A 24,198-nucleotide genomic window follows, 5' to 3' on the forward strand; every position below is an offset into this window, starting at 1 on the left:
GATACACCTGTACCCATGCCGAACACAGCAGTTAAGCCCTAGAACGCCTGAAGTAGTTGGGGGTTGCCCCCTGTGAGATACGGTAGTCGCTTAGCAATTGGGAGTTTAGCTCAGCTGGGAGAGCATCTGCCTTACAAGCAGAGGGTCAGCGGTTCGATCCCGTTAACTCCCATAAGCGGGTGTAGTTTAGTGGTAAAACTACAGCCTTCCAAGCTGTTGTCGCGAGTTCGATTCTCGTCACCCGCTTTGGACTTTGTCCATTACCACTCATTCGAAAGAATGTTTGGGCGCGTAGCTCAGATGGTTAGAGCGCACGCCTGATAAGCGTGAGGTCGGTGGTTCGATTCCACTCGTGCCCATTAATAATATGGTTCGTTGGTCAAGGGGTTAAGACACCGCCTTTTCACGGCGGTAACACGGGTTCGAATCCCGTACGGACTATATATTGGAGGATTACCCAAGTCCGGCTGAAGGGAACGGTCTTGAAAACCGTCAGACGTGTAAAAGCGTGCGTGGGTTCGAATCCCACATCCTCCTTACACACATCGCGGGATGGAGCAGCTAGGTAGCTCGTCGGGCTCATAACCCGAAGGTCGTAGGTTCAAATCCTGCTCCCGCAATATTGGCTCGGTAGCTCAGTTGGTAGAGCAATGGATTGAAGCTCCATGTGTCGGCGGTTCGATTCCGTCTCGCGCCATTAAAACTTTATATTCTGGAAGGGTAGCGAAGAGGCTAAACGCGGCGGACTGTAAATCCGCTCCTTCGGGTTCGGGGGTTCGAATCCCTCCCCTTCCATACCTTTACGGGCATAGTTTAAAGGTAGAACTAAGGTCTCCAAAACCTTCAGTGTGGGTTCAATTCCTACTGCCCGTGTTACAATATGGCGGGTGTGGTGAAGTGGTTAACACATCAGATTGTGGCTCTGACATTCGTGGGTTCGATTCCCATCACTCGCCTATTTTATTATTGGGGTATAGCCAAGCGGTAAGGCAAGGGACTTTGACTCCCTCATGCGTTGGTTCGAATCCAGCTACCCCAGTTGACACTAAGCCGGCGTGGCGGAATTGGCAGACGCGCTGGACTCAAAATCCAGTGTCCGCAAGGACGTGCCGGTTCGACCCCGGCCGCCGGTATAGCTTAGTAAAGAACCTTTGGGTTCTTTTTTTTGTTTTAAAGAATATGGGGAAGGGGCTTTACTTATCAAGAAAGTTAGCTATTTCCAAAAATTTGCAGAAACGCTTCATAATTCTTGTCAAAAGTATTTTTTTAATGTATAATTAACTAGTTAATTAACAAGTTTACGAAAAATGAGGTACTTCATATGAATCAAGTTGCGCATCAGATTGATCAAGCTTTGCGTGAGATTGTGTTATGCTCTGAAAATCAATTAGAAATTTTAGTTGGTCATTGTCAGAGTGATGTGACGTTGACCAATACTCAGGAGCATATTTTGATGTTGATTGAGGATTCGTCTTTTACCAATTCTGAAATTGCTAAGCAATTAAATGTTAGTCAGGCTGCTATTACTAAGGCGATTAAGTCTTTGATGGCGCAAGGGATGTTGTTGGCAGTTCGGGATGAGAAGGATGCTCGTGTTATTCATTATCAATTGACGGATTTGGCTAAGCCAATCGCTGAGGAACATAGCCATCATCATCATCATACGATTGAGTCTTACAATGAGCTTCTGACGGCTTATTCTGACAGTGAGCAGGAAATTATTAGTCGTTTTTTGAATGATTTGATTGGAAAGATTCGTAAATAAGATGAGATACATTACAGTTGAAGGGTTGTCTTTTCATTATGACAATGAACCTGTTTTGGAGCATATTCATTATCACTTGGATAGTGGCGAATTTGTGACCTTGACGGGTGAAAATGGTGCTGCGAAGACAACGTTGATAAAGGCAACTTTGGGGATTTTGAAACCCAAAGAAGGTAAGGTGACGATTGCAGAGAAGAGTATTCAAGGGAAGAAATTACGGATGGCTTATTTGCCGCAGCAGATTGCTAGTTTCAATGCTGGATTTCCGAGTACGGTTTATGAGTTTGTAAAATCGGGTCGTTATCCTCGTAATGGCTGGTTTCGTCGTTTGACCAAGCATGATGAGGAGCATATCAAGGCCAGTTTAGATGCAGTTGGTATGTGGGAACATCGTGATAAGCAATTAGGAGCACTTAGCGGTGGTCAGAAGCAGCGTGCGGTCATTGCTCGAATGTTTGCTTCAGATCCAGATATTTTCATTCTAGATGAGCCTACAACGGGTATGGATAGTGGGACAAAGGATGCTTTTTATGAATTGATGCACCATAGTGCAAAGAAACATGGAAAGTCAGTTTTGATGATTACACATGATCCAGATGAGCTTGAGAAATATGCTGATCGAAATATTTACTTGATTCGTGACCAGAAGTCTCCTTGGCGTTGCTTCAATGTGCATGGCGTTGAAGAAGGAGGTGCGGAATAGTATGTTTGATTTTTCTATTTTGAATTATGATTTCATGCAACGTGCTTTTCTAGCGATTATTGCGATGAGTCTCTTCTCGCCAATTTTGGGAATTTTCTTGATTTTACGTCGTCAGAGTTTGATGAGTGATACGCTGAGCCACGTTTCATTGGCAGGGGTTGCCTTTGGATTGGTATTGGGGATTTCACCGACTTTGTCAACGATTATTGTGGTCATTGTGGCAGCTGTTTTCTTGGAGTACTTGCGTACGGTCTACAAAAATTTCATGGAAATTGGTACGGCCATTCTCATGTCGACAGGGTTGGCAATTTCCTTGATTTTGATGAATCGTGGTGGCGGTAGTCGTAGTAGTGTTAGTCTGGAACAATATTTGTTCGGCTCTATTGTGACCATCAATCAGGAGCAGGTCATTGCTTTATTTGTGATTGCGCTTGTCGTGATTGTTTTGACCTTGCTATTTTTACGCCCAATGTATATCTTGACCTTTGATGAGGATACTGCCTTTGTGGATGGTTTGCCGGTTCGTGCCATGTCGATTGCATTTAATGTGATTACGGGTGTGGCTATTGCTTTGATGATCCCGGCAGCTGGAGCACTCTTGGTATCGACGATTATGGTCTTGCCAGCTTCGATTGCCTTGCGTCTTGGAAAAAGTTTTAAATCCGTTATCTTTATTGGGATGGGGCTTGGATTCTTTGGTATGGTGACTGGTTTGTTTGCCTCTTACTATGCAGAGACGCCTGCTAGTGCAAGTATTACCTTGATTTTTATTAGTATCTTTTTAGTAGTAAATGTGTTCAATAAATTTTTGAAAAAATAGGAGAAAATCATGAAAAAATTAGCAGTTTTAGGGTTGAGTTTGTCAGCTCTAGTCTTAGTTGCTTGTAGTAATTCAGCCGAGAAAAAGAGTGAGTTGGATATTGTAACAACTTTCTATCCGGTCTATGAATTTACAAAACAAGTTGCAGGAAATACTGCAGATGTAGAACTCTTAGTTGAAGCTGGTACAGAGCCACATGACTACGAGCCTTCTGCAAAGGACATTGCTGAAATTCAAGAAGCAGATGCTTTTGTATACGAAAATGAAAACATGGAAACTTGGGTTTCTAAACTTGATAGTAAAAAAGTGAAGGCTATCAAGGCGACTGAGGGTATGGTTCTATTGCCAGGTGGTGAAGAGGAAGAGCACGATCATGGGCATGAAGAGGGGCACGAAGGTCACCACCATGCTTATGACCCACACGTGTGGTTGTCACCTGAGCGCGCTATTAAAATGGTAGAGTCTATCCGTGACCAATTGAGTAAAAAATTCCCAGATAAGAAAGCTACTTTTGAGAAAAATGCCGCAGCTTATATTAAGAAATTGACAGCTTTGGATAAAAAATATGACGACAGCATGGCACAAGCTAAGCAAAAAGCCTTTGTGACACAGCATACAGCCTTTGCTTATCTTGCTTTGGATTACGGTTTGAAACAAGTCGGAATTACAGGCGTTTCTGCTGATACAGAACCAACAGTTGCTCGTTTGGCTGAATTGAGCAGATATGTGAAGGACAATGGTATCAAGTATATCTATTTTGAAGAAAATGCTTCTAAGAAGGTTGCTGAGACCTTGGCCAAGGAAACTGGTGCAAAAACTGCTGTTTTGAATCCATTGGAAAGCTTGACGGAAGAACAAATGGACAAGGGTGAAGATTATATTTCTGTCATGGAAGAAAATCTGAAATCTCTTGAAAAGACAACTTCTCAAGCTGGTCCTGAAATTAAACCAGAAACTGCTGCTGAAACAGCTAAGACAGTTTACAATGGTTATTTTGCGGATGCGGATATCAAAGACCGCGAGTTGTCAGACTACGCAGGTGAATGGCAATCTGTTTATCCACTCTTGAAAGATGGTACTTTGGATCAAGTCTTTGATTACAAAGCAAAATTGAAGGGGGACATGACAGCGGCAGAATACAAAGCTTACTATGACACAGGCTACAAATCAGATATCAGCAACATCAATATCAAGGGTGATACAATGGAATTTGTAGTAAATGGTAAATCAGAAAAACATACCTACAAATATGTTGGTTATAAGGTATTGAATTACAAAAAAGGAAATCGTGGGGTTCGATTCCTCTTTGAAGCAACAGATGCAAATCCTGGTCAATTTAAATACGTTCAATTTAGTGACCACGGTATTGCTCCAAGCAAAGCTTTCCACTTCCATATCTTCTACGGCAATACTAGCCAAGATGAGATTTTGAATGAATTGGAAAACTGGCCAACATTCTATCCAAGTGATAAATCAGGTATTGAAATTGCACAAGAAATGATGGCTCACTAATCAGATTAATCCACTGCTAGGCAGTGGATTTTTTGTATGTAAGAGGCAAGAAAATTTACACCTATAATTTGTTTTATGAAATCTATACTTTGTGGCTTATACAAAATAAAAGCGCTTACTATAATTAGAATATAAAAACGAGTTCAACAAAAGGAGGTTGGCAAATGAAGAAAGCGACCACGAAGAAGAAAAAATCCTTTTGGAAAAACGTATTTCGCTATAAGGCGCTATTGCTGATGGTCTTGCCAGGCTTTGTCTGGTTTATATTTTTCTTTTACATACCAGTGTTAGCCAATGTAGTTGCCTTTAAAAATTTCCATTATTCAGCGGGTGGTTTTTTTCAAAGTTTGAAGGAAAGTCCATGGGTTGGATTTGATAATTTTAAATACCTCTTTGCTTCAAATGACGCTTGGCTGATTACGCGTAATACAATTGGTTACAACTTGGTCTTCTTGGCCTTTAATGTATTTTTTGCGATTGCCTTTGCGATTGTCATGAGTGAGTTGCGCAATAAGAAACTGGTGAAGGTTTACCACACAATGTCCTTGTTGCCTTACTTCTTATCGTGGGTAGTCATTCAGTATTTCTTGGGAGCCTTTTTAAATCCAGACCGCGGTTTGATCAATAGTTTGATTGTTCAACACGGAGGAAAAGGAATCATGTGGTACTCCACCACGACGTGGTGGCCGTTCATTTTGCTCTTTATGAGTGTCTGGAAAGGTCTTGGCTACAATAGTATTATTTACTATGCTTCTATCATGGGGATTAGTGATACCTATTATGAAGCTGCAATGGTGGATGGTGCTAGTAAGTGGCAACAAATCAAGAATATTACGATTCCTCAGCTTTTGCCAATGATGTCAGTGCTGTTGATTATCAACATCGGAAATATCTTCCGTTCAGATTTTGGTCTTTTCTATCAACTTCCAAAGAATTCGGGTGCTTTGTATGAAGTAACAAACGTTTTGGACACCTACGTCTACAATAGCTTGACTGCGACGGGAGATATCGGTATGGCTTCAGCTGCTAGTCTCTATCAGTCGGTAGTTGGAACCTGTATTTTGTTGATAACAAATGCGATTGTTCGACGTATGGATCCTGACGGCGCGTTGTTCTAGGAGGCAGAAATGGAGAAAAAGAAAAAAGTAAAAAAAGTCAATGTACGGACGTTTGATAAACGAACAGATTTTATTTTTAATGTTTTGATAGCCCTGTTCTCTCTCTCTTGTATTATTCCCTTTGTCTTTGTCATCATTATCTCGCTAACGGATGAAAATTATCTATTGGAGCATGGATATAGTTTCTTTCCAAAATTGATGTCGTTACATGCTTATCATTATGTTTTTGAGGGAGCAATGGCTCAGCGGATTATGCGTTCTTTTGGGGTATCTATCTTTGTAACTGTGGTGGGAACCATCATCAATACAACGATGACATCGACCTACGCTTATGCGATTTCACGGCCGTATTTCCCATATCGTCGATTCTTTACAATCTATGCTTTGATCACCATGCTCTTTTCATCAGGGATGGTAGCAAACTACTTGGTTGTGACCAATCTTCTCCAGCTCAAGGATTCGATTTGGGCCTTGATTTTGCCGATGGCATTGGGGCCATTCGGGATAATGATCATGCGGACCTTCTTTAAGAAGACGGTTCCAGATAGCATTATCGAATCTGCTCGGATTGATGGCGCGAGTGAATTCAAAGTATTTGTCAAAATTGTTTTACCGCTGGCCGTGCCAGGGATTGCGACAATCAGTCTCTTTTCAGCCTTGAGCTATTGGAATGACTGGTTCCAAGCGCTACTTTACATTCAAAATGATGCGCTGTTTCCAATGCAATTCTTGCTGATGAAAATCCAAAACAACTTACAGGCTTTAGCAGAAAATGTTGGTATGAGTGCTCAGGTGTCAGAAGGTCTGGCTTCCTTGCCAAAAGAGTCTGTGCGGATGGCCATCGTCGTGATTGCAACATTACCAATTGCTGTCACCTATCCATTCTTCCAAAAACACTTTGTTGGTGGTTTGACGATTGGTGGGGTAAAAGAGTAGGATTTGGATGGCAGGCCGTGTGGTCAATTCATTTAATTTGTCTTAACAAAGAAAAAACTTAGGAGGTTCACTTATGAAAAAGTGGCAACGACTATTATGCTTTGCAGGTACAGCTTTAGCAGCTACCAGCTTGGTTGCATGTGGCAGCGGAAAATCTGCTTCAACTGAAAAAGGTGGCAACACCAAATTATTGATGTACCAAATCGGTGAAAAACCTGATAACTTTGATAAGTTGATGGAAATCGCCAACAAACGCATCAAAGAAAAAACTGGTGCAACCATTGATATGCAGTACATCGGTTGGGGTGAATGGGGGGATAAGATGAGTACGATCATCGCTTCAGGTGAAAGCTATGATATTGCTTATGCTTACAACTATGTGGTAAATGCGCAAAAAGGTGCCTTTGCTGATTTGACAGATTTGATGCCAAAATATGCCAAGGAAACCTATGATAATCTTGAACCAGCTTACATCCAAGGGAACTTGGTAAATGGTAAATTGTATGCCTTCCCAGTAGATGCCAATGTTTATGCTCAACAAATGTTGTCATTCAATAAAAAATTCTTGGATAAATACAACTTGGATATCTCAGGGATTAAATCCTATGCAGATGCTGAACCAATCTTGAAAGCTTTCCATGAAAAAGAACCAAACGTTGCAGCATTTGCTATTGGTCAAGTATTTAACCTTTCAGGTGACTATGATTACCCACTCAACAAAAACAATCCATTTGCAGTGAAAGTTGATGCTGGAAAAGCAACTATTATCAACCCATACGCTGAAGATTCTTTCAAAGCAAACTTACGTTTGATGCATAAATGGTACCAAGAAGGTTTGATTCCAAGTGATGCGGCTACAAACACTGAAGGTTACCCACTTGATGGTGACACTTGGTTCATGCGCGAAGAAACACAAGGTCCTATGGACTACGGCGACACCATCCTTACAAATGCTGCCGGCAAAGAAATCGTTTCTCGTCCATTGACAAAAGCCTTGAAGACAACTTCACAAGCCCAAATGGCAAACTTTGTCGTATCAAATGCTTCTAAGAACAAAGAAAAGGCAGTTGAAGTATTGGCGCTTTTAAACAGTGACCCAGAATTGCTCAATGGCTTGGTATATGGTGTAGAAGGCGAAGCTTGGGAAAAAGTCGGCGACAAGAAAATTAAATTGCTTGACGGCTACAAACCAGGTACACACATGTCAGCATGGAACACTGGTAACAACAAGATTCTCTACACACAAGAATCTATCACAGATGAGATGATTGCAAAACGCGACCAATCTATCAAAGATGCAGCTGAATCACCAATTCTTGGTTTTGCGGTGAATACAGACAGCATTAAGACTGAGTTGTCAAACATCTCAAACGTTATGAACCGGTACAAAGCAAGTTTGAACACAGGTACCGTTGATCCAGATGCCACTCTTCCAAAATTCTTGTCAGACTTGAAAGATGCTGGATGGGACAAAGTTCAAGCTGAATTGCAAAAACAATTGGACGAATTTGTTGCACATAAAAAATAAGATGTAAGACTAGATGTAAAGATAGTGAGAGGGCTAGTGATAGCCCTCTTTGTGGAAGGAGAGAGTATGGTAGATGGAAAGATGACAGGGGTGGAAAAATTATTTTACATCACTTGGAAATTGATGCAATTGACCTTCCTCTTTCATTTGTTGACAATATTGGGGGGAGTTGTATTTGGGATTGGTCCAGCTTGGGAAACAATTGTCACTCTTTTTTTAGAAACAAAAAGTTATGAGAAGAATTATTCGATTAAAAGAGCTTTTTCAGTATGGAAGTCCTCTTTTGTGAAGGCGAACCTTTGTTTCTGGCTCTTCAGTTTCATTGCTGTTTTCCTTGTTTTCAATCTCTATTGGTCTATCCAATTCCAAAATTTACTCTTTTGGATGGTTTCTTTCCTCATTATGCTTGCAATTGTGATTAACTTCATGATGTATGTGTACTTGATTTTCTACAACGCTGAGTATGACATTCCATTTTGGGAGAATATAAAGCTCTCTTTTATCAGTGTCTTTCTTAGTTTCAAGCAATTTCTCTTGACCATGTTGGCGCTCTTTGGGGTTTTAGTGCTGACGTGGCAATATAAGGGACTCTATCTTTTTCTTACTTTTGGGTTGCTGGTCTTGTTTCTGCATCAGGTGACTCAACCGAATCGTCAGTTGATTGACCAAATGATTGAATCAGACCAATAAAAGCAGAGGTTTTTACCTCTGCTTTTTAATGTGGTTTAGGATGAGAAGGTGAGTTTTCGTGCGTAGATAGAGAAGGGATTTTGCTCTTCTGAGCGGTGTTCGTAGAGTAGTATGAATTCGTTGGCGGAAAGTTGTTGAAGGGAATTGTAGGCAAATTCACCTTCCTGGATAAGGTGGGAATAAAGCCAAGTGAAGTCACCATTTTCTTCGACTTTAGCAATACGAAGGTGCCCATTGGTACGGCCAGGTCCCTCTGCATTGGCGAGGAGGATGTATTCTTCGTTGTTTTCTTCAAGTTGTATAGCAGATAGTTGGACATAGGCATCGGTGATGTTGGGATATTCCTGAATGGTAGTTTCCCAGCTTAGACCGCCATCTTTGCTGGTTGCAACTTGAAGGTGGCCATTGAGATTGCGCATGAAGAGTTTGAGATTTCCATTTTTTAGTTGAACAGCTACGGACTCAGTATTTTGAGCCAGTTCATTGTCCATCGTTTCAGAATGAATGATTTCTTCTGTTGAAAGCCTACGATGATCGTTAATAGCTTGCCCTATTTGCCAGGTTTGTCCAGCATCGTCGGAATAGATGATGCGAGAACTTTGGGATCCTGTGAGGTGAGAAACAAAGTTAGTAGTATAAGCTGGAATGATGAGGCGCCCAGTGTATGATCCGTATTTTAGGACGATACCTGCTCCAGGAGAAACACCTAGGAATTTCATTTGTGGCGTACGGAGTTGGGCTGTGATGTCACGGGGACAGGACCAAGTTTGACCGTCATCGTCACTGTGGGATAACCAGATATAACTGGTTTTGGCAACGCGGAAAGGGGCAGTCTGATTGCTAGTATGGAAGACATTGCCCAAATATTTTCCTTCTTGATAGAGATTTCCTAAGTCTGAGTAGGGAGCCTGGGTGGATTCTATGGTTACAAAAAAGTCCGTTGGTTCATTTTCTGGACTAAAGATTTGTCCATTTTCCCTGATAGTATAGGCTTGTTTTTTTTTATTGCAATAGAGGTTGAGATAGTACTTTTCTCCGATGCGCGTGTGGGCTGCTTCAAACTGCTCTGCCATACCAAAAATGCCACGTCCTTCAGGATACATATCATACAAGGCAAAAATACGTTGGCTACTAGGCTCTTGGATGAGGGCGGTATCAATGGTAAAGGCTGCTTTTTCTTCGTCTGTAGCAGGATTTGGATTGTCTGCCAAATCAACCACAGTTGTAATAGGATTCCAAGTTATCCCCTTGTCCTGACTTCGTCTGATAACAGTTCGGATATCCCCCCAATCAAAGTGATGCTCCATTCGTTGGTCAGCTGCAGCCAATAGGTTTCCAGAGTGTGTTAGGAGAAGAGCGGGAATCCGATAGCTAAATACGCCGTGAGAACTTTTCTGATCTTGTTGACCACCTTCAAAAATTAGTTGAGGAGGACTGACAGTCAGATTTTCAAAATTTATCATTTGTCTTTCTCTTTTCTATTTTTTTCCACAGTATCACAAAGTTGTGCACGGAACAATGTCCATTTTCCTATGCCTAAAATCTGTAGAAGAAGGAATAAAGATTGTAGAAGGAGCGAGCCATTCTTGACAAAAAGAGATTACAAATGTAAACTTAGAATCAAATAGGTGATGGCAGAGGGGGAACCAAGGGTACAGCTGTCATGGTGGAGCGCATAGGTGAGAAGAAAACTACTAGTCTGGCTAGTAGTTTTGATAAAATGATGTTAGAAATAGCAGTTGATTTGATGTTGGAGAAAGATATTTTGATACTCGACAAGGTCCTCAGGGTGATAAGGTTTTGCATCGGACATGGTATAGTTTCGTCCCAGTAGTTTGTATTTGTTTTCCCCAAATTGATGGAATGGCAAAAGTTGAACGGTAGTGATCGACAGTTGGTTAAATAGCTGAGCAAATGCGGCAGCGTCTTCCAAGCTATCATTGAAGTCAGGGATAACGGGGATACGTAAAACGATTTGTTTTTGTTGAGCAAAGGCATAGTGAATATTTTTGATGATAAGGCTATTATTTACTCCAGTAACCTTACGATGGTTTAGTTGGTTATAATGCTTCAAATCTGTATAAATGAAGTCAACATATTCAATGAGTTCTTTAAATTCTTCAGGCTTTGCGAATGCCGTTGTTTCAATAGCTGTATGGAGATTGTGTTTTTTTGCTTCTTTCAGAATTGCGATAGCAAAGTCGAATTGAGCAAAAATTTCTCCACCAGACAGTGTTATACCCCCGCCAGATTCCTCATAGAAATCACGGTCCTTTAGGACCTCTTCCATAATTTCTTCAACTGTACGATATTCTCCGATGGTTTCGAGAGTATTTGTTACTTGATTGAGCATGCTCTCGGGTTGTCTATTTTGTGACTCGGGGTTGGCACACCAAGGGCAACGTAAAGGACAACCTTTTAAGAAAACAGTAGTTCGAATACCAGGACCGTCATGAATGCTGAAGTGTTGAATATTAAAAATAATACCAGATTGTTTTTCGTCCATACTACATCGTCCTTTTCTCTATTTGTGATAAGTTTATCATAGTTACGAAAGAAATTCAATTACGAACGTAAAAACATTTATCTTCAAAAGAAAGGGAATAATGTGGTAAAATAGATAGAGAGGTCTTATTATGAAACGATTAGAAAAAATTATTCAGTTAGTTAGTCAGGAAACACGGATTGATGTGAATACATTGTCAGAACTGTTAGAAGTGTCTAAGGTTACGATTCGCAAGGATTTGGACAAGTTAGAAAGCAAAGGATTATTGCATCGTGAGCATGGCTATGCTGTGTTGAATAGTGGTGATGATTTGAATGTACGTCTATCTTACAATTATAATTTGAAGAAACAGATTGCTCAAAGAGCTTTAGAGCTTATCCAAGACAATGATACTATTATGATAGAGTCGGGTTCAACCTGTGCCTTGCTTGCCGAAATGATTTGCCAGCAGCGGCGCAATGTTCGAATAATTACGAACTCTTGCTTTATCGCTAATTATATTCGTAGTTATGATACTTGTAGTGTATTCTTGCTGGGAGGAGAATATCAAACGAACTCAGAGGTCACTGTTGGTCCACTTTTAAAAGAAATGATTCGTCTGTTTCATGTTGATAAGCTATTTGTTGGAACGGATGGCTATGATGAGAATAGTGGCTTTATGTGTAAGGATTTGATGCGTTGTGAAGTTGTTAATTGTATGGCCGAGCATGCGGAGGAGTTGATTATTTTGACAGATTCGTCTAAGTTTACGAAACATAGTCTTGTCAAACAATTCTCGCTAGATCAGGTCTCATACGTCATCTCTGACGCAGCGATCCCTAAGGAATTAAAAGCTACATTGGCTGATAAATTGTTGGCAGTATCAGAGTAATTGGGTAAGACTGATGAAGGTGGAGAAGAAAAGATTATTGGCTAGAGTTGCATATCTTTACTATGTAGAGGACAAGAGTCAGGCTCAAATCGCCGAAGAGTTGGGAATCTATAGAACGACAATTAGTCGAATGTTGGAGAGAGCAAAGCGAGAGGGAATTGTTCAAATTTCAATTAAGGAATTTAATCAAGATCTCTTTGCTCTAGAAGAATATCTTAGAAAAAAGTATGGATTAAAACAGGTTGAGTTGATAGAAGTATCTCAAGGGGCCACTAAAGATGAAAAGTTAGAGGAAATTGCTAGTGCTGCTGCAGAGATGATAAGGGGGATTGTCCGTTCAGGAGATGTGGTTGGCTTATCTTGGGGTTCAACCTTGAGTCGGACAATTGATAAGATAGGGTATAAGAGCTTGCAGGGGGTATTAGTCTGTCCATTGGCGGGTGGCCCAAGCCATATCAATTCTCGCTTTCATGTGAATAGTCTTGTCTATAGACTTTCGCAAGCTTTTCATAGCCAAAATATCTTTATCAATTCTATCGCAGTGCAGGAAACGAGTGAATTAGCAGAAGGTGTTCGTTTTTCTAAGTATTTTGAAGAATTGAGAGAAGCTTGGCACAAAATCGATGTGGCGATTGTTGGAATAGGGGGACAATTGACCCCCTCAGAAGATAGTCAGTGGAGAGATTTGTTGACGGCTGCAGATTATCAAGTATTACTTGACAATCACGCTGTGGGGGAAATTTGTTGTCGATTCTTTGATGAAAACGGCTCTCCTGTCCATAAAGAATTGCAAGAGCGTACGATTGGCATAGAGTTAGGGGGATTGGCGCGTATCCCTAAAACGATTGGGATAGCCTACGGAGACCAAAAGGTGGCAGCGATTTTAGCAGCTATTCGGCAAGGTTACATCAATCATTTGGTGACAGATAAAGAGACGGCAATGAAGATGCTGTGGTTAGATCATGATAAATTTGAGTTTTCTGAGGAATAAATCAGTGGAAAGTCATAGTATGTAGACTATGACTTTTTTTATATTTTAATGAAAAAATATTTAAAAATGCACAAAAGTGCCAAAAAAAAGAATGCGAGGAAAGGTATTGAAAACGCTTGCTTTGAATGATATATTGAATATGTCAAACGAAATCGATTTGTTTACGAACAAAACAAAAAGAGTCTATTGAAATCATAGCACCCGAAAATAAAGAGGAGGAATATTGATGGAAATTATTGTAGCAGATCAAATTATTATGGGACTTATTCTTAATGCTGGTGACGCGAAGCAACATATTTATCAGGCTTTGAATCTAGCAAAAAAAGGGGAATTTGATAAGTGCCAAGCGGAGATTGATTTAGCAGACAACGCATTGCTAGAAGCACACAATCTACAAACACAATTTTTAGCGCAGGAAGCGAGTGGAAATAAGTCGGAAATTACAGCATTATTTGTGCATTCACAGGACCACTTGATGACCTCTATTACAGAGATCAATCTCATCAAAGAAATTATTGACCTACGTCAAGAACTATCTCAAAAATAAATTTAAAGGAGTTTTATCATGGTGAAAATAGCATTATTTTGTGCAGCAGGTTTTTCTACAGGAATGTTAGTGAATAACATGAAGGTGGCAGCAGGCAAGCGTGGATTGGAAGCAGAGATTAATGCTTACTCTCAAGGAAAAATTGCCGACTATGCTCCAAATATTGATGTTGCTCTACTTGGCCCACAGGTAGCCTATACTTTGGATAAGTCAGCAGTTATTTGTAAAGAACATGATGTGCCAATAGCAGTTATTCCGATGGCAGATTATGGTATGTTGGATGGGGAAAAAGTGCTTAATTTGGCGCTTGACTTGATTGCCTGATAAAAGAAGAGGTGTGAAATGGCAAAATTTGATACTCAAAAAGTGATTACCCCAATTATGAAATTTGTCAATATGCGGGGGATTATTGCTCTGAAAGATGGGATGCTCGCTATTTTACCACTTACTGTAGTGGGAAGTTTATTTCTTATTTTGGGACAGTTACCCTTTGAGGGATTAAACAAGGCGATTGCAAATGTATTTGGTGCCGGATGGACGGAACCGTTTATGCAAGTGTATGCAGGAACATTTGCTATCATGGGCTTGATTTCTTGTTTTGCGATTGGGTATGCTTATGCTAAAAATAGCGGTGTTGAACCATTACCGGCAGGAGTTCTTTCCGTTTCTTCTTTCTTTATTTTATTAAAATCTTCCTACATACCAGCTGAGGGAGAAGAAATAGCAGATGCGATGGCTAAGGTATGGTTCGGAGGGCAAGGTATTATTGGTGCAATTTTAATAGGTCTAGCAGTCGGCGCCATCTACACTTGGTTTATTCAACACCATGTTGTTATCAAAATGCCTGATCAAGTTCCACCAGCTATTTCGAAGCAGTTTGAAGCCATGACTCCAGCTTTTGTTGTCTTCCTGTTGTCTATGCTTGTGTATATCTTTGCTAAAGCAACTACTGGCGGCACCTTTATTGAAATGATTTATGCTATTATTCAGGTGCCATTGCAAGGTTTGACGGGTTCGCTTTATGGTGCCATCGGTATTGCCTTTTTTATCTCATTTTTATGGTGGTTTGGGGTTCACGGTCAGTCGGTGGTCAATGGGATTGTTACAGCACTTCTCTTGTCCAACCTAGATGCCAACAAAGCTCTCTTAGCGGCAGACAAACTTTCTCTCGACAATGGTGCGCATATTGTGACCCAACAGTTCTTGGATAGCTTTTTGATTTTATCAGGTTCAGGTATTACTTTTGGATTGGTTGTTGCGATGATGTTCGCGGCAAAATCAAAACAATATAAAGCGCTTGGGAAAGTGGCAGCATTTCCTACCTTATTTAATGTAAATGAACCAATCGTTTTTGGTTTCCCAATCGTGATGAATCCAGTTATGTTTGTTCCGTTTATTTTAGTGCCAATCTTAGCAGCTCTGATTGTTTACGGCTCGATCGCAATTGGCTTCATGCAACCATTCTCAGGAGTAACTCTTCCGTGGAGTACACCAGCCATTATTTCAGGATTTATGGTGGGTGGTTGGCAAGGTGTGGTAGTGCAGCTGATTGTCTTGGCTGTTTCCACAGTGGTTTATTTCCCATTCTTTAAAATCCAGGACAATATTGCCTATCAAAATGAATGTGCGTCTGAAAAAGCATAATGTAAAAAGCTGAGGCTATCTCCCTAGCTTTTTAATAAATTGATTTGCAGGAGTAAGAAATAAAAAATTGCACAAATGTGCGTCTGGAAACCAGTTTACCTAAACTTGTATTTTTACTTGAATTATAGCATTACAAGCGATATGATAATTTCGAAAGTAAACAAAAAAATTACAAACGAAACAAAGGAGCCGCTTATGACAGTCCAACGTTTAACACAAAAATACAACAACGATGTCCAACAAAATTCTCAAAAACATTTTGGGTATTTGACTGAGCGCATGTACGCTTATCGAGACAAGGTCTTGGACAAGAAGCCTTATATCGATGCAGAGCGTGCTATCTTAGCTACAGAAAGTTACCGTCAACATCAAGAAAAACCAAATGTATTGAAACGCGCTTATATGCTTCAAAATATTTTGGAAAAAATGACTCTTTATATTGACGATGAAACAATGATTGTTGGGAACCAAGCTTCATCAGATAAAGACGCTCCAATCTTCCCTGAGTACACACTTGAGTTTGTCATGAAAGAGCTGGATCTCTTTGAAAAGCGTGACGGTGATGTTTTCTACATCACAGAAGAAACAAAAGAGCAGCTACGTGAGATTGCTCCTTTTTGGGAAAATAACAACTTACGTGCGCGTGCAGGCGCAATGCTCCCTGATGAAGTACAAGTTTATATGGAAACAGGCTTCTTCGGTATGGAAGGTAAGATGAACTCAGGAGATGCCCATCTAGCGGTAAACTACCAAAAACTCCTTGAATTTGGCTTGGTTGGCTTTGAAAAACGTACTAGAGAAGCGAAAGCTAAACTTGATTTAACAGACCCAGCAAGCATTGATAAGTACCATTTTTATGATTCTATTCTTATTACGATTGCAGCGGTTAAAACCTATGCTACTCGTTTTGCAACCTTGGCCAAAGAAATGGCAGAAACAGCAGATGAGAAACGTCGTAAAGAACTATTAGAAATTGCAGCAATCTGTGAGCGCGTGCCCTACTATCCTGCACAAACATTTGCAGAAGCTGTTCAGTCAGTCTGGTTTATCCAGTGTATCCTCCAAATCGAATCTAATGGGCATTCCTTGTCTTATGGACGTTTTGATCAATACATGTATCCATATGTGAAGGTAGATCTAGAAGCAGGTCGTGAAACGGAAGATTCAGTTGTAGAACGCTTGACCAACCTGTGGATTAAGACAATCACTATCAATAAAGTTCGCAGTCAGGCTCATACATTCTCATCAGCGGGGAGCCCACTTTATCAAAATGTTACAATTGGTGGACAAACACGTGATAAGAAAGATGCAGTTAATCCATTATCCTTCTTAGTACTGAAATCTGTTGCTCAAACTCACCTACCACAACCAAACTTGACAGTTCGTTACCATGCAGGACTGAATCCTGATTTTATGAATGAAGCAATCGAAGTAATGAAACTTGGTTTTGGGATGCCAGCTTTTAACAACGATGAAGTTATTATTCCATCATTCATCAATAAAGGTGTTGCAGAAGATGATGCCTATGATTATTCTGCGATTGGCTGTGTAGAGACAGCAGTGCCGGGTAAATGGGGGTACCGTTGTACAGGTATGAGTTATATCAATTTCCCTAAAATCTTGCTCATTACCATGAATGATGGTATTGATCCAGCATCAGGTAAACGGTTTACTCCAGGTTATGGTCATTTTAAAGATATGAAGACCTATGCAGAACTGAAAGCAGCTTGGGATAAGAATCTTCGTTATCTAACTCGTATGAGTGTTATCGTAGAAAATGCAATTGATATCAGCCTTGAGCGGGAAGTGCCGGATATCCTTTGTTCGGCGCTTACAGATGATTGTATCGGTCGCGGGAAGCACCTGAAAGAGGGCGGAGCAGTCTACGACTATATCTCTGGGTTACAAGTTGGGATTGCCAATCTGTCAGATTCTCTAGCGGCATTGAAGAAACTAGTATTTGAAGAAAAACGCTTGACGACAGATGAATTGTGGGATGTCTTGCAAAGTAATTATGCAGGTAAACGTGGCGAAGAAATTCGTCAAATGTTGATTAACGATGCACCAAAATACGGTAACGATGATGACTATGCTGACAGCCTCGTCCGCGAGTGCTATGATGTCTACGTTGACGAAATTGCGAAATATCCAAACACTCGTTATGGTCGAGGACCAATTGGAGGTATCCGCTACTCTGGCACATCCTCAATCTCTGCTAATGTGGGTCAAGGTCGTGGCACGTTAGCGACACCAGATGGTCGCCATGCAGGAACACCACTAGCAGAAGGTTGCTCGCCAACGCATAATATGGATAAAAAAGGGCCTACTTCTGTTTTGAAATCTGTTTCTAAATTACCAACGGAAGAGATTGTTGGTGGTGTTCTTCTTAATCAAAAAGTGAACCCACAAACATTGGCCAAAGAAGAAGATAAGCAAAAACTTATTGCTCTTCTCAGAACCTTCTTCAATCGCCTTCATGGCTATCATATCCAGTACAATGTTGTATCGCGAGAAACCTTGATTGATGCGCAAAAACATCCTGAAAAACACCGTGACTTGATTGTACGTGTTGCAGGGTATTCAGCCTTCTTCAACGTTCTTTCCAAAGCAACACAAGACGATATCATTGCACGTACAGAACATGCTCTTTAGGAGAATATTATGGAATTTTTACTAGATACTTTAAATTTAGAGGCCATAAAAAAATGGCATCATATCTTACCGTTGGCTGGTGTAACTTCTAATCCAACCATTGCCAAAAAGGAAGGTCAAATTGACTTTTTCCAACGAATTCGAGATGTTCGTGAGATTATTGGACAAGATGCTAGTTTACATGTCCAAGTAGTAGCAAAGGATTATGAAGGCATTGTTAAAGATGCGCAGAAGATTCGTGAGGAGACAGACGACCATGTCTATATCAAAATTCCTGTAACCCCGGACGGTCTTGCAGCGATTAAAACCTTGAAGAGCCAAGGGTTTAATATCACAGCAACCGCCATCTATACAACAATGCAAGGGTTGTTAGCTATTTCAGCAGGTGCAGATTATCTAGCTCCATATTATAATCGGATGGAGAATCTGGATATTGATCCGATTCAAGTGATTGGCGAATTGGTGGATGCAATTGACAGAACAGGTTCGTCTAGTAAAGTTTTGGCGGCGAGTTTCAAAAATGCAAGTCAGGTGACAAAAGCCTTGGCCCAGGGAGCACAATCTATCACGGCAGGTCCAGATGTGTTTGAAGCAGCCTTTGCGATGCCTTCGATTGCAAAAGCGGTAGATGATTTTGCAGCGGATTGGAAAGCAACACAAGGCAAGGATTACATTTAATAATAACCCTACCTAATTTTAGGTAGGGTTATTTTGTGAGTCTGTGTGCATCTAGCGATGTTTGATGCATAGCCTCCATGCCTAGACGGAAATACATTTCCTTGACAAATGTTGATTACAAATGTAAACTAAAAGTGGTTAGGAGGTCTTTATGATAGAACAAATCATGTCTGCGGCCGAGTGGCAGGCTATGCGTGTTGTGTGGGCTCATCCAGGTTCTAACTCACAATTTATCATATCATCTCTGCAGGAAGGCTTTGACTGGCAGGCGGCTACGATTAAGACCCTGCTGGGTCGTTTGCGGAAAAAAGGCTATTTAGAGATGGAAAAAGTTGGGACGACCTATCGTTACCAACCCCTGGTGACAGAAAAAGAGCATCTCAGCGGGCAAATCCAGACCATATTGGACAATGTTTGTTCGACGAAAAATGGTCAACTGGTGGAGGCCTTGTTGGAGCAGGGGCAATTTTCCACGTCGGACTTGCACAAGATTTTGAGCAAAATAGAGAATTTGACAAAAAATTCACCAGAAACCCTGATTTGTCATTGTTTATCAGGTCAATGTACCTGTGGTCATCACCACTAGAAAAGAGAAAAAGATGAAACAAACACTTACAATCGAGCACATGTCTTGTCAAAATTGTGTGAAACATGTCACAGAACACTTGTTTGCTCTGGAGGGAGTGATTGGTGTCAGCGTGGACTTGGATGCAAAACAAGCAACAGTTGACACACAGACCGAGCGTTCGCAGACGGACTACCAAACGGCACTTGAAGATACGATCTACGAAGTCATTGCAGTCGGCTAAGTAGAAAATGAAAAGAGAGTGGGACTCAATCGTGATTTCGCAGAAATCGATTTTGTTGACAATTGCTTTGCAAATTTTATTTCCAGCTTAAAAAGGTCTCCCGGTGCGTCAATCTGTTAAAATTACAATAAAAGTTAAGAACCTAGGACTGAGTCCTAGATTCTTTTAGATTGTCTTCAAAAAATTGTTCAGGTCCCAGTCTTCTGTCGGGATTTCAAGTTTGTCCCAAAATCCGTCATTTTTCCGTCTAGGAATCAAGTGCAGGTGGAAGTGGGTCCCAGTATCCATCAGCTCCTTGTCATTGCTGGCACTTGTAACACCAGCAATTGGCAAACTCGTTTCAAGCGCAGCAATCAGTTTGGCTTGTAGCTCGATGAGTTCATGCAAGAGTGGCTTTGGCAATTCGGTCATACTCTCGTAATGGTCTTTTGAAATGATGAGGAGATGACCTGTCTGGATAGGGTCTATATCAAAGACAACTTTGAAGTGAGGTGTTTGGTGGATGATTTGCTTCTCTGTGATGAAGTTGCAAAAGATACAATTTTCCATAAAATCTCCTTATGAAAAAACGAGCCGAAGCTCGTTAAGGGTATTAGTAAGTTACGACGAAGTATTTTTTCTTACCACGACGGATAACAGTTAATTCATTTTCCAATTTGTCTTGGTCTGAAAGGACGTAGTTGAGGTCTTGGATGCGATCGCCGTTGACGTATATAGCGCCATTTTGCACATCTTCACGCGCTTGGCGTTTTGAAGTGACAACACCAGCTGTTACGAGGAGTTCAACGATGTTGAGGTTGTCGTCAGATTTCACTTGGTAATTTGGAACGCCACGGAGACCTTGCTTGAGTTCTTTGACAGAAAGACCTTTGATATTGCCAGCAAAGAGTTGCTCAGTGATGTTGAGGGCTTGGTTGTAGGCTTCTTGACCGTGAACAAGTGTGACCACTTCGCGTGCCAATGTTTTTTGTGCCAAACGTTCGTGTGGTGCTGCTTCAAATTGAACGCGGATGTCTTCGATTTCTTCTAGTGTGAGGAAAGTGAAGATTTTCAAGAAACGAACAGCGTCGGCATCCATAACGTTGAGCCAGAATTGGTACATTTCGTATGGTGATGTTTTGTCCGCATCGAGCCAAACGGCGTTACCTTCAGATTTACCGAATTTTTTACCAGTTGAATCGGTGATAAGTGGCACCGTTACAACATGACCAGTTTTGTCTGCTTTACGACGAAGGAGTTCGGTACCTGCGGTCATATTTCCCCATTGGTCAGAACCGCCGATTTGAAGTGTGACATTGTATTTGTTGTTGAGTTCGTAGAAGTCATAACCTTGCATAATTTGGTAGGCAAATTCAGTATATGAAATCCCTGTTTCAATCCGTTTTTTTACAGATTCTTTGCTCATCATGTAGTTAACAGTGAAGTATTTCCCCACATCACGAAGGAAGTCGATAAAGCTCACGCTACCAAACCAATCGTAGTTGTTGACCATGACAGCTTTGTTGTCCCCATTTTCAAAGTCGAGGAAGCGAGAAAGCTGTCCTTGGATTTTTCCAACCCAGCCATCAACGGTGTCTTTGGTTTGAAGGCTGCGCTCTGCATCTTTAAAGGATGGGTCACCGATCAATCCAGTTGCGCCACCAACAAGAACGTAAGGTTTGTGACCAGCCAATTGAAGACGACGAGATGTCAAGATAGCAACGAGGTGGCCTAAGTGAAGACTATCAGCTGTAGGGTCGTAACCAGTATAATAAGAGATAGAACCCTCTTCTAACGCTTTACGAAGCGCCTCTTCGTCTGTTGTCTGAAAGACAAGCCCACGTTCTTTGAGTTCATCAAAAATGTTCATAAATACACCTACAGTTTCTAATTAATATTCTATCTTTCTATTATATCAAATAGGAAATTTTCGTCAAATACAAGAAAATGTGATAAAATAGGAGTAATATGAGGTTTTTTATGGTAAATAAACAGGATAAAAAAGAAGAGAAAAAGTCAACAGAAAATGAGAAATTGACGGCAGGAGATATTTTAGGAATTATCCTGCGTAGTATTAAGTTGACGGTGAATTTTTTAGTTGTCTTGGGCTGCTTACTTGGCGTCTTTGGAGCAGGGATTGGAGTTGGATTTGTTGCCAATCTTTTTGACCAAGTAAAAGTGCCAGACAAAAAGGAATTGCTGACCCAAGTGGGCAATATCAGTAGTATTTCCAAAGTGGTTTACTCGGACAATAGTCTCATCTCAGAAGTAAGCTCTGACCTGCTACGCACACCGGTCACAGGCGACAACATTTCTCAGAATATTAAGGATGCGGTCGTTGCGACAGAGGATGCGACCTTTGAGTCTCACAATGGAGTGGTGTCGAAAGCTGTTCTCCGTGCTGCCTTGGGCTCAGCTGGAATGGGCTCATCAAGTGGTGGTTCTACCTTAACGCAGCAGTTGATTAAGCAACAGCTTGTAGGAGATGCGCCAACATTTAGCCGTAAGGCAAACGAGATTGTTTCAGCCTTGGCGCTAGAACGGGCCATGAAAAAGGACGACATTTTAACAATTTATCTGAATGTTTCTCCTTTTGGCCGCAATAACCACGGGTTGAATATTGCAGGTGTTGAAGAAGCGGCACAAGGAATTTTTGGAAAATCAGCTAAGGACTTGTCCGTTCCGCAAGCAGCTTTTATCGCGGGATTGCCACAGAGTCCCATTGTCTATTCTCCGTACTCAGTAGATGGAACCTTTAAGTCTGATGAAAATATGAGCTATGGCTTGGCTCGTCAAAAAGATGTTCTCTACAACATGTATCGAACAGGTAAGCTCAGCCAGCAAGATTATGAGACTTATAAAGCCTACGATATCAAGAAAGATTTCATCGCACCATCCCCTGTAACGGGAGACAATAAGGATTATCTGTATTACGCTGTCATGGCTGAAGCCAAGGATGTCATGTATGATTACCTGATTAAACGTGACAAAGTATCTGCAAATGACCTTAAAAACGACAAGACGGTAGCATCCTATAAGGAATTGGCAGAAAAAGAAATCAGCCAAGGTGGCTACACAATCAAGAGTACAGTTGATAAGGGGATCTACAATACTATGCAAAGTGTCGCAGCTAACCACGGCTATGAATTGGATGCCAATAACGGTTATGTTGAGACGGGGAGTGTGTTATTAGATAACCATAGCGGTGCGATTTTAGGTTTTATCGGTGGTCGTGATTATGCCAACAACCAAAACAACCACGCGCTTTCTACGAAGCGTTCGCCGGGTTCTACTGTCAAGCCCTTCTTGGCTTATGGTATTGCGATCGACCAGGGGCTGATGGGGTCGGCTAGTATCCTGTCCAATTACCCTGCAACCTTTGCAGACGGCACCCAGATTATGCACGGAAATAGTAGTGGTACAGGCATGATGACTTTACAAAATGCCCTAAACGCCTCGGCTAATATTCCAGCTTTCTGGACTTATAAAATGCTACAAAACAACGGTGTTGATGTCAAATCCTACATGGATAAGATGCACTACGACATCTCGATGTACGATATTGAAAGTTTGCCTCTCGGTGGAGGAATTGAAACAACCGTTGCAGAAAATACCAATGCCTACCAAGCACTGGCAAATGGTGGTGTTTACCAGCAAAAATACATCATCGACTCTATTACAGCAGCAGATGGGACGGAGATTTACAAGCATCAGGCTAAGCCTGTGCAGGTCTACTCAAAAGCAACCTCTAGCATCATGATGCAGTTGCTAAAAGGAGTACTAACTTCTGGCGAAACAACGACCTTCCCGAGTCGATTGTCGGCCTTGAATCCCGGACTTGCTTCAAGCGGTGTCTTGGCAGGGAAAACGGGGACAAGTAATGACACGGCCGATGTATGGCTTATGTTATCAACGCCTTCTGTAACCCTGGGTACTTGGGCGGGACACGATGACAATACAGAAATGCACTACTTGACTGGGTACAACAATAACGCCCAGTATTCAGCCTACTTGGTAAATGCCTTGGCGCAAGCCAAACCCGAGTGGTTCTCTACCGGCTTTAACATGGATAGCTCGGTTATTTCCTCATCAGTCCTGGCCTCAACGGGTCAAAAATCTGGTACAGCCCAGGTAAATGGTCGTTCCATTACCGTTTCTGGTGCGACCACAACCAGCTATTGGGCGAAAAATGGGGCACCGATTACCAGCTATGACTTTATGGTTGGTGGAACGGATAGCGATAAAGCGCGTGCGTGGAATAGCTTGTTTGGTACGGTGAATGAAACCAAGAGATCGTCCTCAACCAAGAGCTCTTCATCTACGACAAAACCATCCAGTTCGACAACACCAAGCAGCTCACAAAGGAGCGAATAAACTTGTAATAGACACGGAATTATGCTATAATATAGAGAAATAATTTGTCGTGTGTCTTGTGTGAAATATTGTCCA

22 protein-coding genes, 12 tRNA genes and 1 rRNA gene are annotated in these 24,198 nt (G+C 41.3%); 31 read left to right on the forward strand and 4 right to left on the reverse strand.

Features of this window, described 5'->3' with window-relative positions; all coding sequences use genetic code 11:
• The 21 genes from rrf to J2T50_RS07695 all read left to right on the forward strand — a co-directional run.
• Positions 1 to 95, forward strand: a 5S ribosomal RNA gene (gene rrf, locus J2T50_RS07595); the annotation flags it as partial.
• Between the two features lie 4 nt (positions 96 to 99).
• A tRNA-Val gene (locus J2T50_RS07600) sits at positions 100 to 172 on the forward strand.
• Positions 173 to 175: 3 nt separating this feature from the next.
• Positions 176 to 246 (forward strand) — tRNA-Gly (locus J2T50_RS07605).
• A 39-nt stretch (positions 247 to 285) separates the two neighbouring features.
• Positions 286 to 359, forward strand: a tRNA-Ile gene (locus J2T50_RS07610).
• Between the two features lie 10 nt (positions 360 to 369).
• Positions 370 to 441 (forward strand) — tRNA-Glu (locus J2T50_RS07615).
• Positions 442 to 447: 6 nt separating this feature from the next.
• Positions 448 to 537 (forward strand) — tRNA-Ser (locus J2T50_RS07620).
• Between the two features lie 9 nt (positions 538 to 546).
• Positions 547 to 620 (forward strand) — tRNA-Met (locus J2T50_RS07625).
• A 4-nt stretch (positions 621 to 624) separates the two neighbouring features.
• A tRNA-Phe gene (locus J2T50_RS07630) sits at positions 625 to 697 on the forward strand.
• 17 nt (positions 698 to 714) lie between these two features.
• Positions 715 to 795: transfer RNA gene (locus J2T50_RS07635), tRNA-Tyr, on the forward strand.
• 7 nt (positions 796 to 802) lie between these two features.
• A tRNA-Trp gene (locus J2T50_RS07640) sits at positions 803 to 873 on the forward strand.
• 10 nt (positions 874 to 883) lie between these two features.
• Positions 884 to 956: transfer RNA gene (locus J2T50_RS07645), tRNA-His, on the forward strand.
• 11 nt (positions 957 to 967) lie between these two features.
• Positions 968 to 1,039: transfer RNA gene (locus J2T50_RS07650), tRNA-Gln, on the forward strand.
• A 10-nt stretch (positions 1,040 to 1,049) separates the two neighbouring features.
• Positions 1,050 to 1,133 (forward strand) — tRNA-Leu (locus tag J2T50_RS07655).
• Between the two features lie 188 nt (positions 1,134 to 1,321).
• A complete protein-coding gene (locus J2T50_RS07660; RefSeq protein ID WP_253365356.1) occupies positions 1,322 to 1,765 on the forward strand; it encodes a zinc-dependent MarR family transcriptional regulator in 444 nt (147 codons plus the stop codon).
• Position 1,766: 1 nt separating this feature from the next.
• A complete protein-coding gene (locus J2T50_RS07665; protein ID WP_253365358.1) occupies positions 1,767 to 2,468 on the forward strand; it encodes a metal ABC transporter ATP-binding protein in 702 nt (233 codons plus the stop codon).
• Between the two features lies 1 nt (position 2,469).
• Complete coding sequence (locus J2T50_RS07670; RefSeq protein WP_253365359.1) at positions 2,470 to 3,288, forward strand: metal ABC transporter permease; 819 nt, start codon at positions 2,470 to 2,472, stop codon at positions 3,286 to 3,288.
• A gap of 9 nt (positions 3,289 to 3,297) precedes the next feature.
• On the forward strand, positions 3,298 to 4,800 hold the full coding sequence (locus J2T50_RS07675; protein ID WP_253365360.1) for a zinc ABC transporter substrate-binding protein AdcA: 1,503 nt from the start codon (positions 3,298 to 3,300) through the stop codon (positions 4,798 to 4,800).
• A 164-nt stretch (positions 4,801 to 4,964) separates the two neighbouring features.
• On the forward strand, positions 4,965 to 5,918 hold the full coding sequence (locus J2T50_RS07680) for an ABC transporter permease (RefSeq protein ID WP_253365361.1): 954 nt from the start codon (positions 4,965 to 4,967) through the stop codon (positions 5,916 to 5,918).
• Between the two features lie 9 nt (positions 5,919 to 5,927).
• Positions 5,928 to 6,854, forward strand: a complete 927-nt coding sequence (locus tag J2T50_RS07685; RefSeq protein ID WP_253365362.1) for a carbohydrate ABC transporter permease — start codon at positions 5,928 to 5,930, stop codon at positions 6,852 to 6,854.
• A gap of 73 nt (positions 6,855 to 6,927) precedes the next feature.
• Positions 6,928 to 8,382, forward strand: a complete 1,455-nt coding sequence (locus tag J2T50_RS07690) for an ABC transporter substrate-binding protein (protein WP_253365363.1) — start codon at positions 6,928 to 6,930, stop codon at positions 8,380 to 8,382.
• Between the two features lie 81 nt (positions 8,383 to 8,463).
• Positions 8,464 to 9,072 carry a YesL family protein gene (locus J2T50_RS07695; protein WP_253365647.1) on the forward strand — a complete coding sequence of 203 codons (609 nt, stop codon included), beginning with the start codon at positions 8,464 to 8,466 and terminating at the stop codon, positions 9,070 to 9,072.
• Positions 9,073 to 9,107: 35 nt separating this feature from the next.
• Here J2T50_RS07695 and J2T50_RS07700 read toward each other — a convergent pair whose 3' ends face one another.
• Positions 9,108 to 10,535, reverse strand: a complete 1,428-nt coding sequence (locus J2T50_RS07700) for a sialidase family protein (protein WP_253365364.1) — start codon at positions 10,533 to 10,535, stop codon at positions 9,108 to 9,110.
• 263 nt (positions 10,536 to 10,798) lie between these two features.
• Positions 10,799 to 11,578, reverse strand: a complete 780-nt coding sequence (locus J2T50_RS07705) for a glycyl-radical enzyme activating protein (RefSeq protein WP_253365365.1) — start codon at positions 11,576 to 11,578, stop codon at positions 10,799 to 10,801.
• A 130-nt stretch (positions 11,579 to 11,708) separates the two neighbouring features.
• Between J2T50_RS07705 and J2T50_RS07710 the strand changes: the two genes are divergently transcribed.
• From J2T50_RS07710 to J2T50_RS07750, 9 genes are all read left to right on the forward strand, one after another.
• Positions 11,709 to 12,449, forward strand: coding sequence for a DeoR/GlpR family DNA-binding transcription regulator (locus J2T50_RS07710; protein ID WP_253365368.1), 741 nt, complete (start codon positions 11,709 to 11,711; stop codon positions 12,447 to 12,449).
• A 13-nt stretch (positions 12,450 to 12,462) separates the two neighbouring features.
• On the forward strand, positions 12,463 to 13,440 hold the full coding sequence (locus J2T50_RS07715) for a sugar-binding transcriptional regulator (RefSeq protein WP_253365370.1): 978 nt from the start codon (positions 12,463 to 12,465) through the stop codon (positions 13,438 to 13,440).
• Between the two features lie 226 nt (positions 13,441 to 13,666).
• Positions 13,667 to 13,987 (forward strand): PTS lactose/cellobiose transporter subunit IIA, encoded by a 321-nt coding sequence (locus J2T50_RS07720; protein ID WP_253365372.1) that lies wholly within the window; start codon positions 13,667 to 13,669, stop codon positions 13,985 to 13,987.
• A gap of 18 nt (positions 13,988 to 14,005) precedes the next feature.
• On the forward strand, positions 14,006 to 14,311 hold the full coding sequence (locus tag J2T50_RS07725) for a PTS sugar transporter subunit IIB (protein ID WP_253365374.1): 306 nt from the start codon (positions 14,006 to 14,008) through the stop codon (positions 14,309 to 14,311).
• A gap of 18 nt (positions 14,312 to 14,329) precedes the next feature.
• A complete protein-coding gene (locus tag J2T50_RS07730; protein ID WP_253365376.1) occupies positions 14,330 to 15,631 on the forward strand; it encodes a PTS sugar transporter subunit IIC in 1,302 nt (433 codons plus the stop codon).
• 195 nt (positions 15,632 to 15,826) lie between these two features.
• Positions 15,827 to 18,283 (forward strand): glycyl radical protein, encoded by a 2,457-nt coding sequence (locus J2T50_RS07735; protein ID WP_253365384.1) that lies wholly within the window; start codon positions 15,827 to 15,829, stop codon positions 18,281 to 18,283.
• Positions 18,284 to 18,292: 9 nt separating this feature from the next.
• Positions 18,293 to 18,961, forward strand: a complete 669-nt coding sequence (locus J2T50_RS07740) for a fructose-6-phosphate aldolase (protein ID WP_253365385.1) — start codon at positions 18,293 to 18,295, stop codon at positions 18,959 to 18,961.
• 154 nt (positions 18,962 to 19,115) lie between these two features.
• Positions 19,116 to 19,547 (forward strand): CopY/TcrY family copper transport repressor, encoded by a 432-nt coding sequence (locus tag J2T50_RS07745; protein WP_253365649.1) that lies wholly within the window; start codon positions 19,116 to 19,118, stop codon positions 19,545 to 19,547.
• Positions 19,548 to 19,560: 13 nt separating this feature from the next.
• A complete protein-coding gene (locus J2T50_RS07750) occupies positions 19,561 to 19,770 on the forward strand; it encodes a heavy-metal-associated domain-containing protein (protein ID WP_253365386.1) in 210 nt (69 codons plus the stop codon).
• 165 nt (positions 19,771 to 19,935) lie between these two features.
• On the opposite strand, the gene J2T50_RS07755 is transcribed toward J2T50_RS07750, so the two are convergent.
• Positions 19,936 to 20,319, reverse strand: a complete 384-nt coding sequence (locus tag J2T50_RS07755; protein ID WP_253365387.1) for an HIT family protein — start codon at positions 20,317 to 20,319, stop codon at positions 19,936 to 19,938.
• A gap of 43 nt (positions 20,320 to 20,362) precedes the next feature.
• Positions 20,363 to 21,619 carry a tyrosine--tRNA ligase gene (tyrS, locus tag J2T50_RS07760; RefSeq protein ID WP_253365388.1) on the reverse strand — a complete coding sequence of 419 codons (1,257 nt, stop codon included), beginning with the start codon at positions 21,617 to 21,619 and terminating at the stop codon, positions 20,363 to 20,365.
• 110 nt (positions 21,620 to 21,729) lie between these two features.
• On the opposite strand from tyrS, the gene pbp1b reads away from it, so the two are divergent.
• Positions 21,730 to 24,123: a penicillin-binding protein PBP1B gene (pbp1b, locus tag J2T50_RS07765; RefSeq protein ID WP_253365389.1), complete on the forward strand. Its 2,394-nt coding sequence runs from the start codon at positions 21,730 to 21,732 to the stop codon at positions 24,121 to 24,123.
• Positions 24,124 to 24,198: the final 75 nt, after the last annotated feature.

It is taken from the genome of Streptococcus gallinaceus (genome assembly GCF_024170225.1).
Classification (GTDB): Bacteria; Bacillota; Bacilli; order Lactobacillales; family Streptococcaceae; genus Streptococcus; species Streptococcus gallinaceus.

Coding starts and splice junctions, on each gene's coding strand:
- J2T50_RS07695 (WP_253365647.1), top strand. CDS start 8,464: ATGACAGGGGTGGAAAAATTATTTTACATCACTTGGAAATTGATGCAA.
- pbp1b (WP_253365389.1), top strand. CDS start 21,730: ATGGTAAATAAACAGGATAAAAAAGAAGAGAAAAAGTCAACAGAAAAT.
- J2T50_RS07690 (WP_253365363.1), top strand. CDS start 6,928: ATGAAAAAGTGGCAACGACTATTATGCTTTGCAGGTACAGCTTTAGCA.
- tyrS (WP_253365388.1), bottom strand. CDS start 21,619: ATGAACATTTTTGATGAACTCAAAGAACGTGGGCTTGTCTTTCAGACA.
- J2T50_RS07680 (WP_253365361.1), top strand. CDS start 4,965: ATGAAGAAAGCGACCACGAAGAAGAAAAAATCCTTTTGGAAAAACGTA.
- J2T50_RS07660 (WP_253365356.1), top strand. CDS start 1,322: ATGAATCAAGTTGCGCATCAGATTGATCAAGCTTTGCGTGAGATTGTG.
- J2T50_RS07675 (WP_253365360.1), top strand. CDS start 3,298: ATGAAAAAATTAGCAGTTTTAGGGTTGAGTTTGTCAGCTCTAGTCTTA.
- J2T50_RS07705 (WP_253365365.1), bottom strand. CDS start 11,578: ATGGACGAAAAACAATCTGGTATTATTTTTAATATTCAACACTTCAGC.
- J2T50_RS07735 (WP_253365384.1), top strand. CDS start 15,827: ATGACAGTCCAACGTTTAACACAAAAATACAACAACGATGTCCAACAA.
- J2T50_RS07710 (WP_253365368.1), top strand. CDS start 11,709: ATGAAACGATTAGAAAAAATTATTCAGTTAGTTAGTCAGGAAACACGG.
- J2T50_RS07740 (WP_253365385.1), top strand. CDS start 18,293: ATGGAATTTTTACTAGATACTTTAAATTTAGAGGCCATAAAAAAATGG.
- J2T50_RS07700 (WP_253365364.1), bottom strand. CDS start 10,535: ATGATAAATTTTGAAAATCTGACTGTCAGTCCTCCTCAACTAATTTTT.
- J2T50_RS07730 (WP_253365376.1), top strand. CDS start 14,330: ATGGCAAAATTTGATACTCAAAAAGTGATTACCCCAATTATGAAATTT.
- J2T50_RS07685 (WP_253365362.1), top strand. CDS start 5,928: ATGGAGAAAAAGAAAAAAGTAAAAAAAGTCAATGTACGGACGTTTGAT.
- J2T50_RS07750 (WP_253365386.1), top strand. CDS start 19,561: ATGAAACAAACACTTACAATCGAGCACATGTCTTGTCAAAATTGTGTG.
- J2T50_RS07755 (WP_253365387.1), bottom strand. CDS start 20,319: ATGGAAAATTGTATCTTTTGCAACTTCATCACAGAGAAGCAAATCATC.
- J2T50_RS07725 (WP_253365374.1), top strand. CDS start 14,006: ATGGTGAAAATAGCATTATTTTGTGCAGCAGGTTTTTCTACAGGAATG.
- J2T50_RS07670 (WP_253365359.1), top strand. CDS start 2,470: ATGTTTGATTTTTCTATTTTGAATTATGATTTCATGCAACGTGCTTTT.
- J2T50_RS07665 (WP_253365358.1), top strand. CDS start 1,767: ATGAGATACATTACAGTTGAAGGGTTGTCTTTTCATTATGACAATGAA.
- J2T50_RS07715 (WP_253365370.1), top strand. CDS start 12,463: ATGAAGGTGGAGAAGAAAAGATTATTGGCTAGAGTTGCATATCTTTAC.
- J2T50_RS07720 (WP_253365372.1), top strand. CDS start 13,667: ATGGAAATTATTGTAGCAGATCAAATTATTATGGGACTTATTCTTAAT.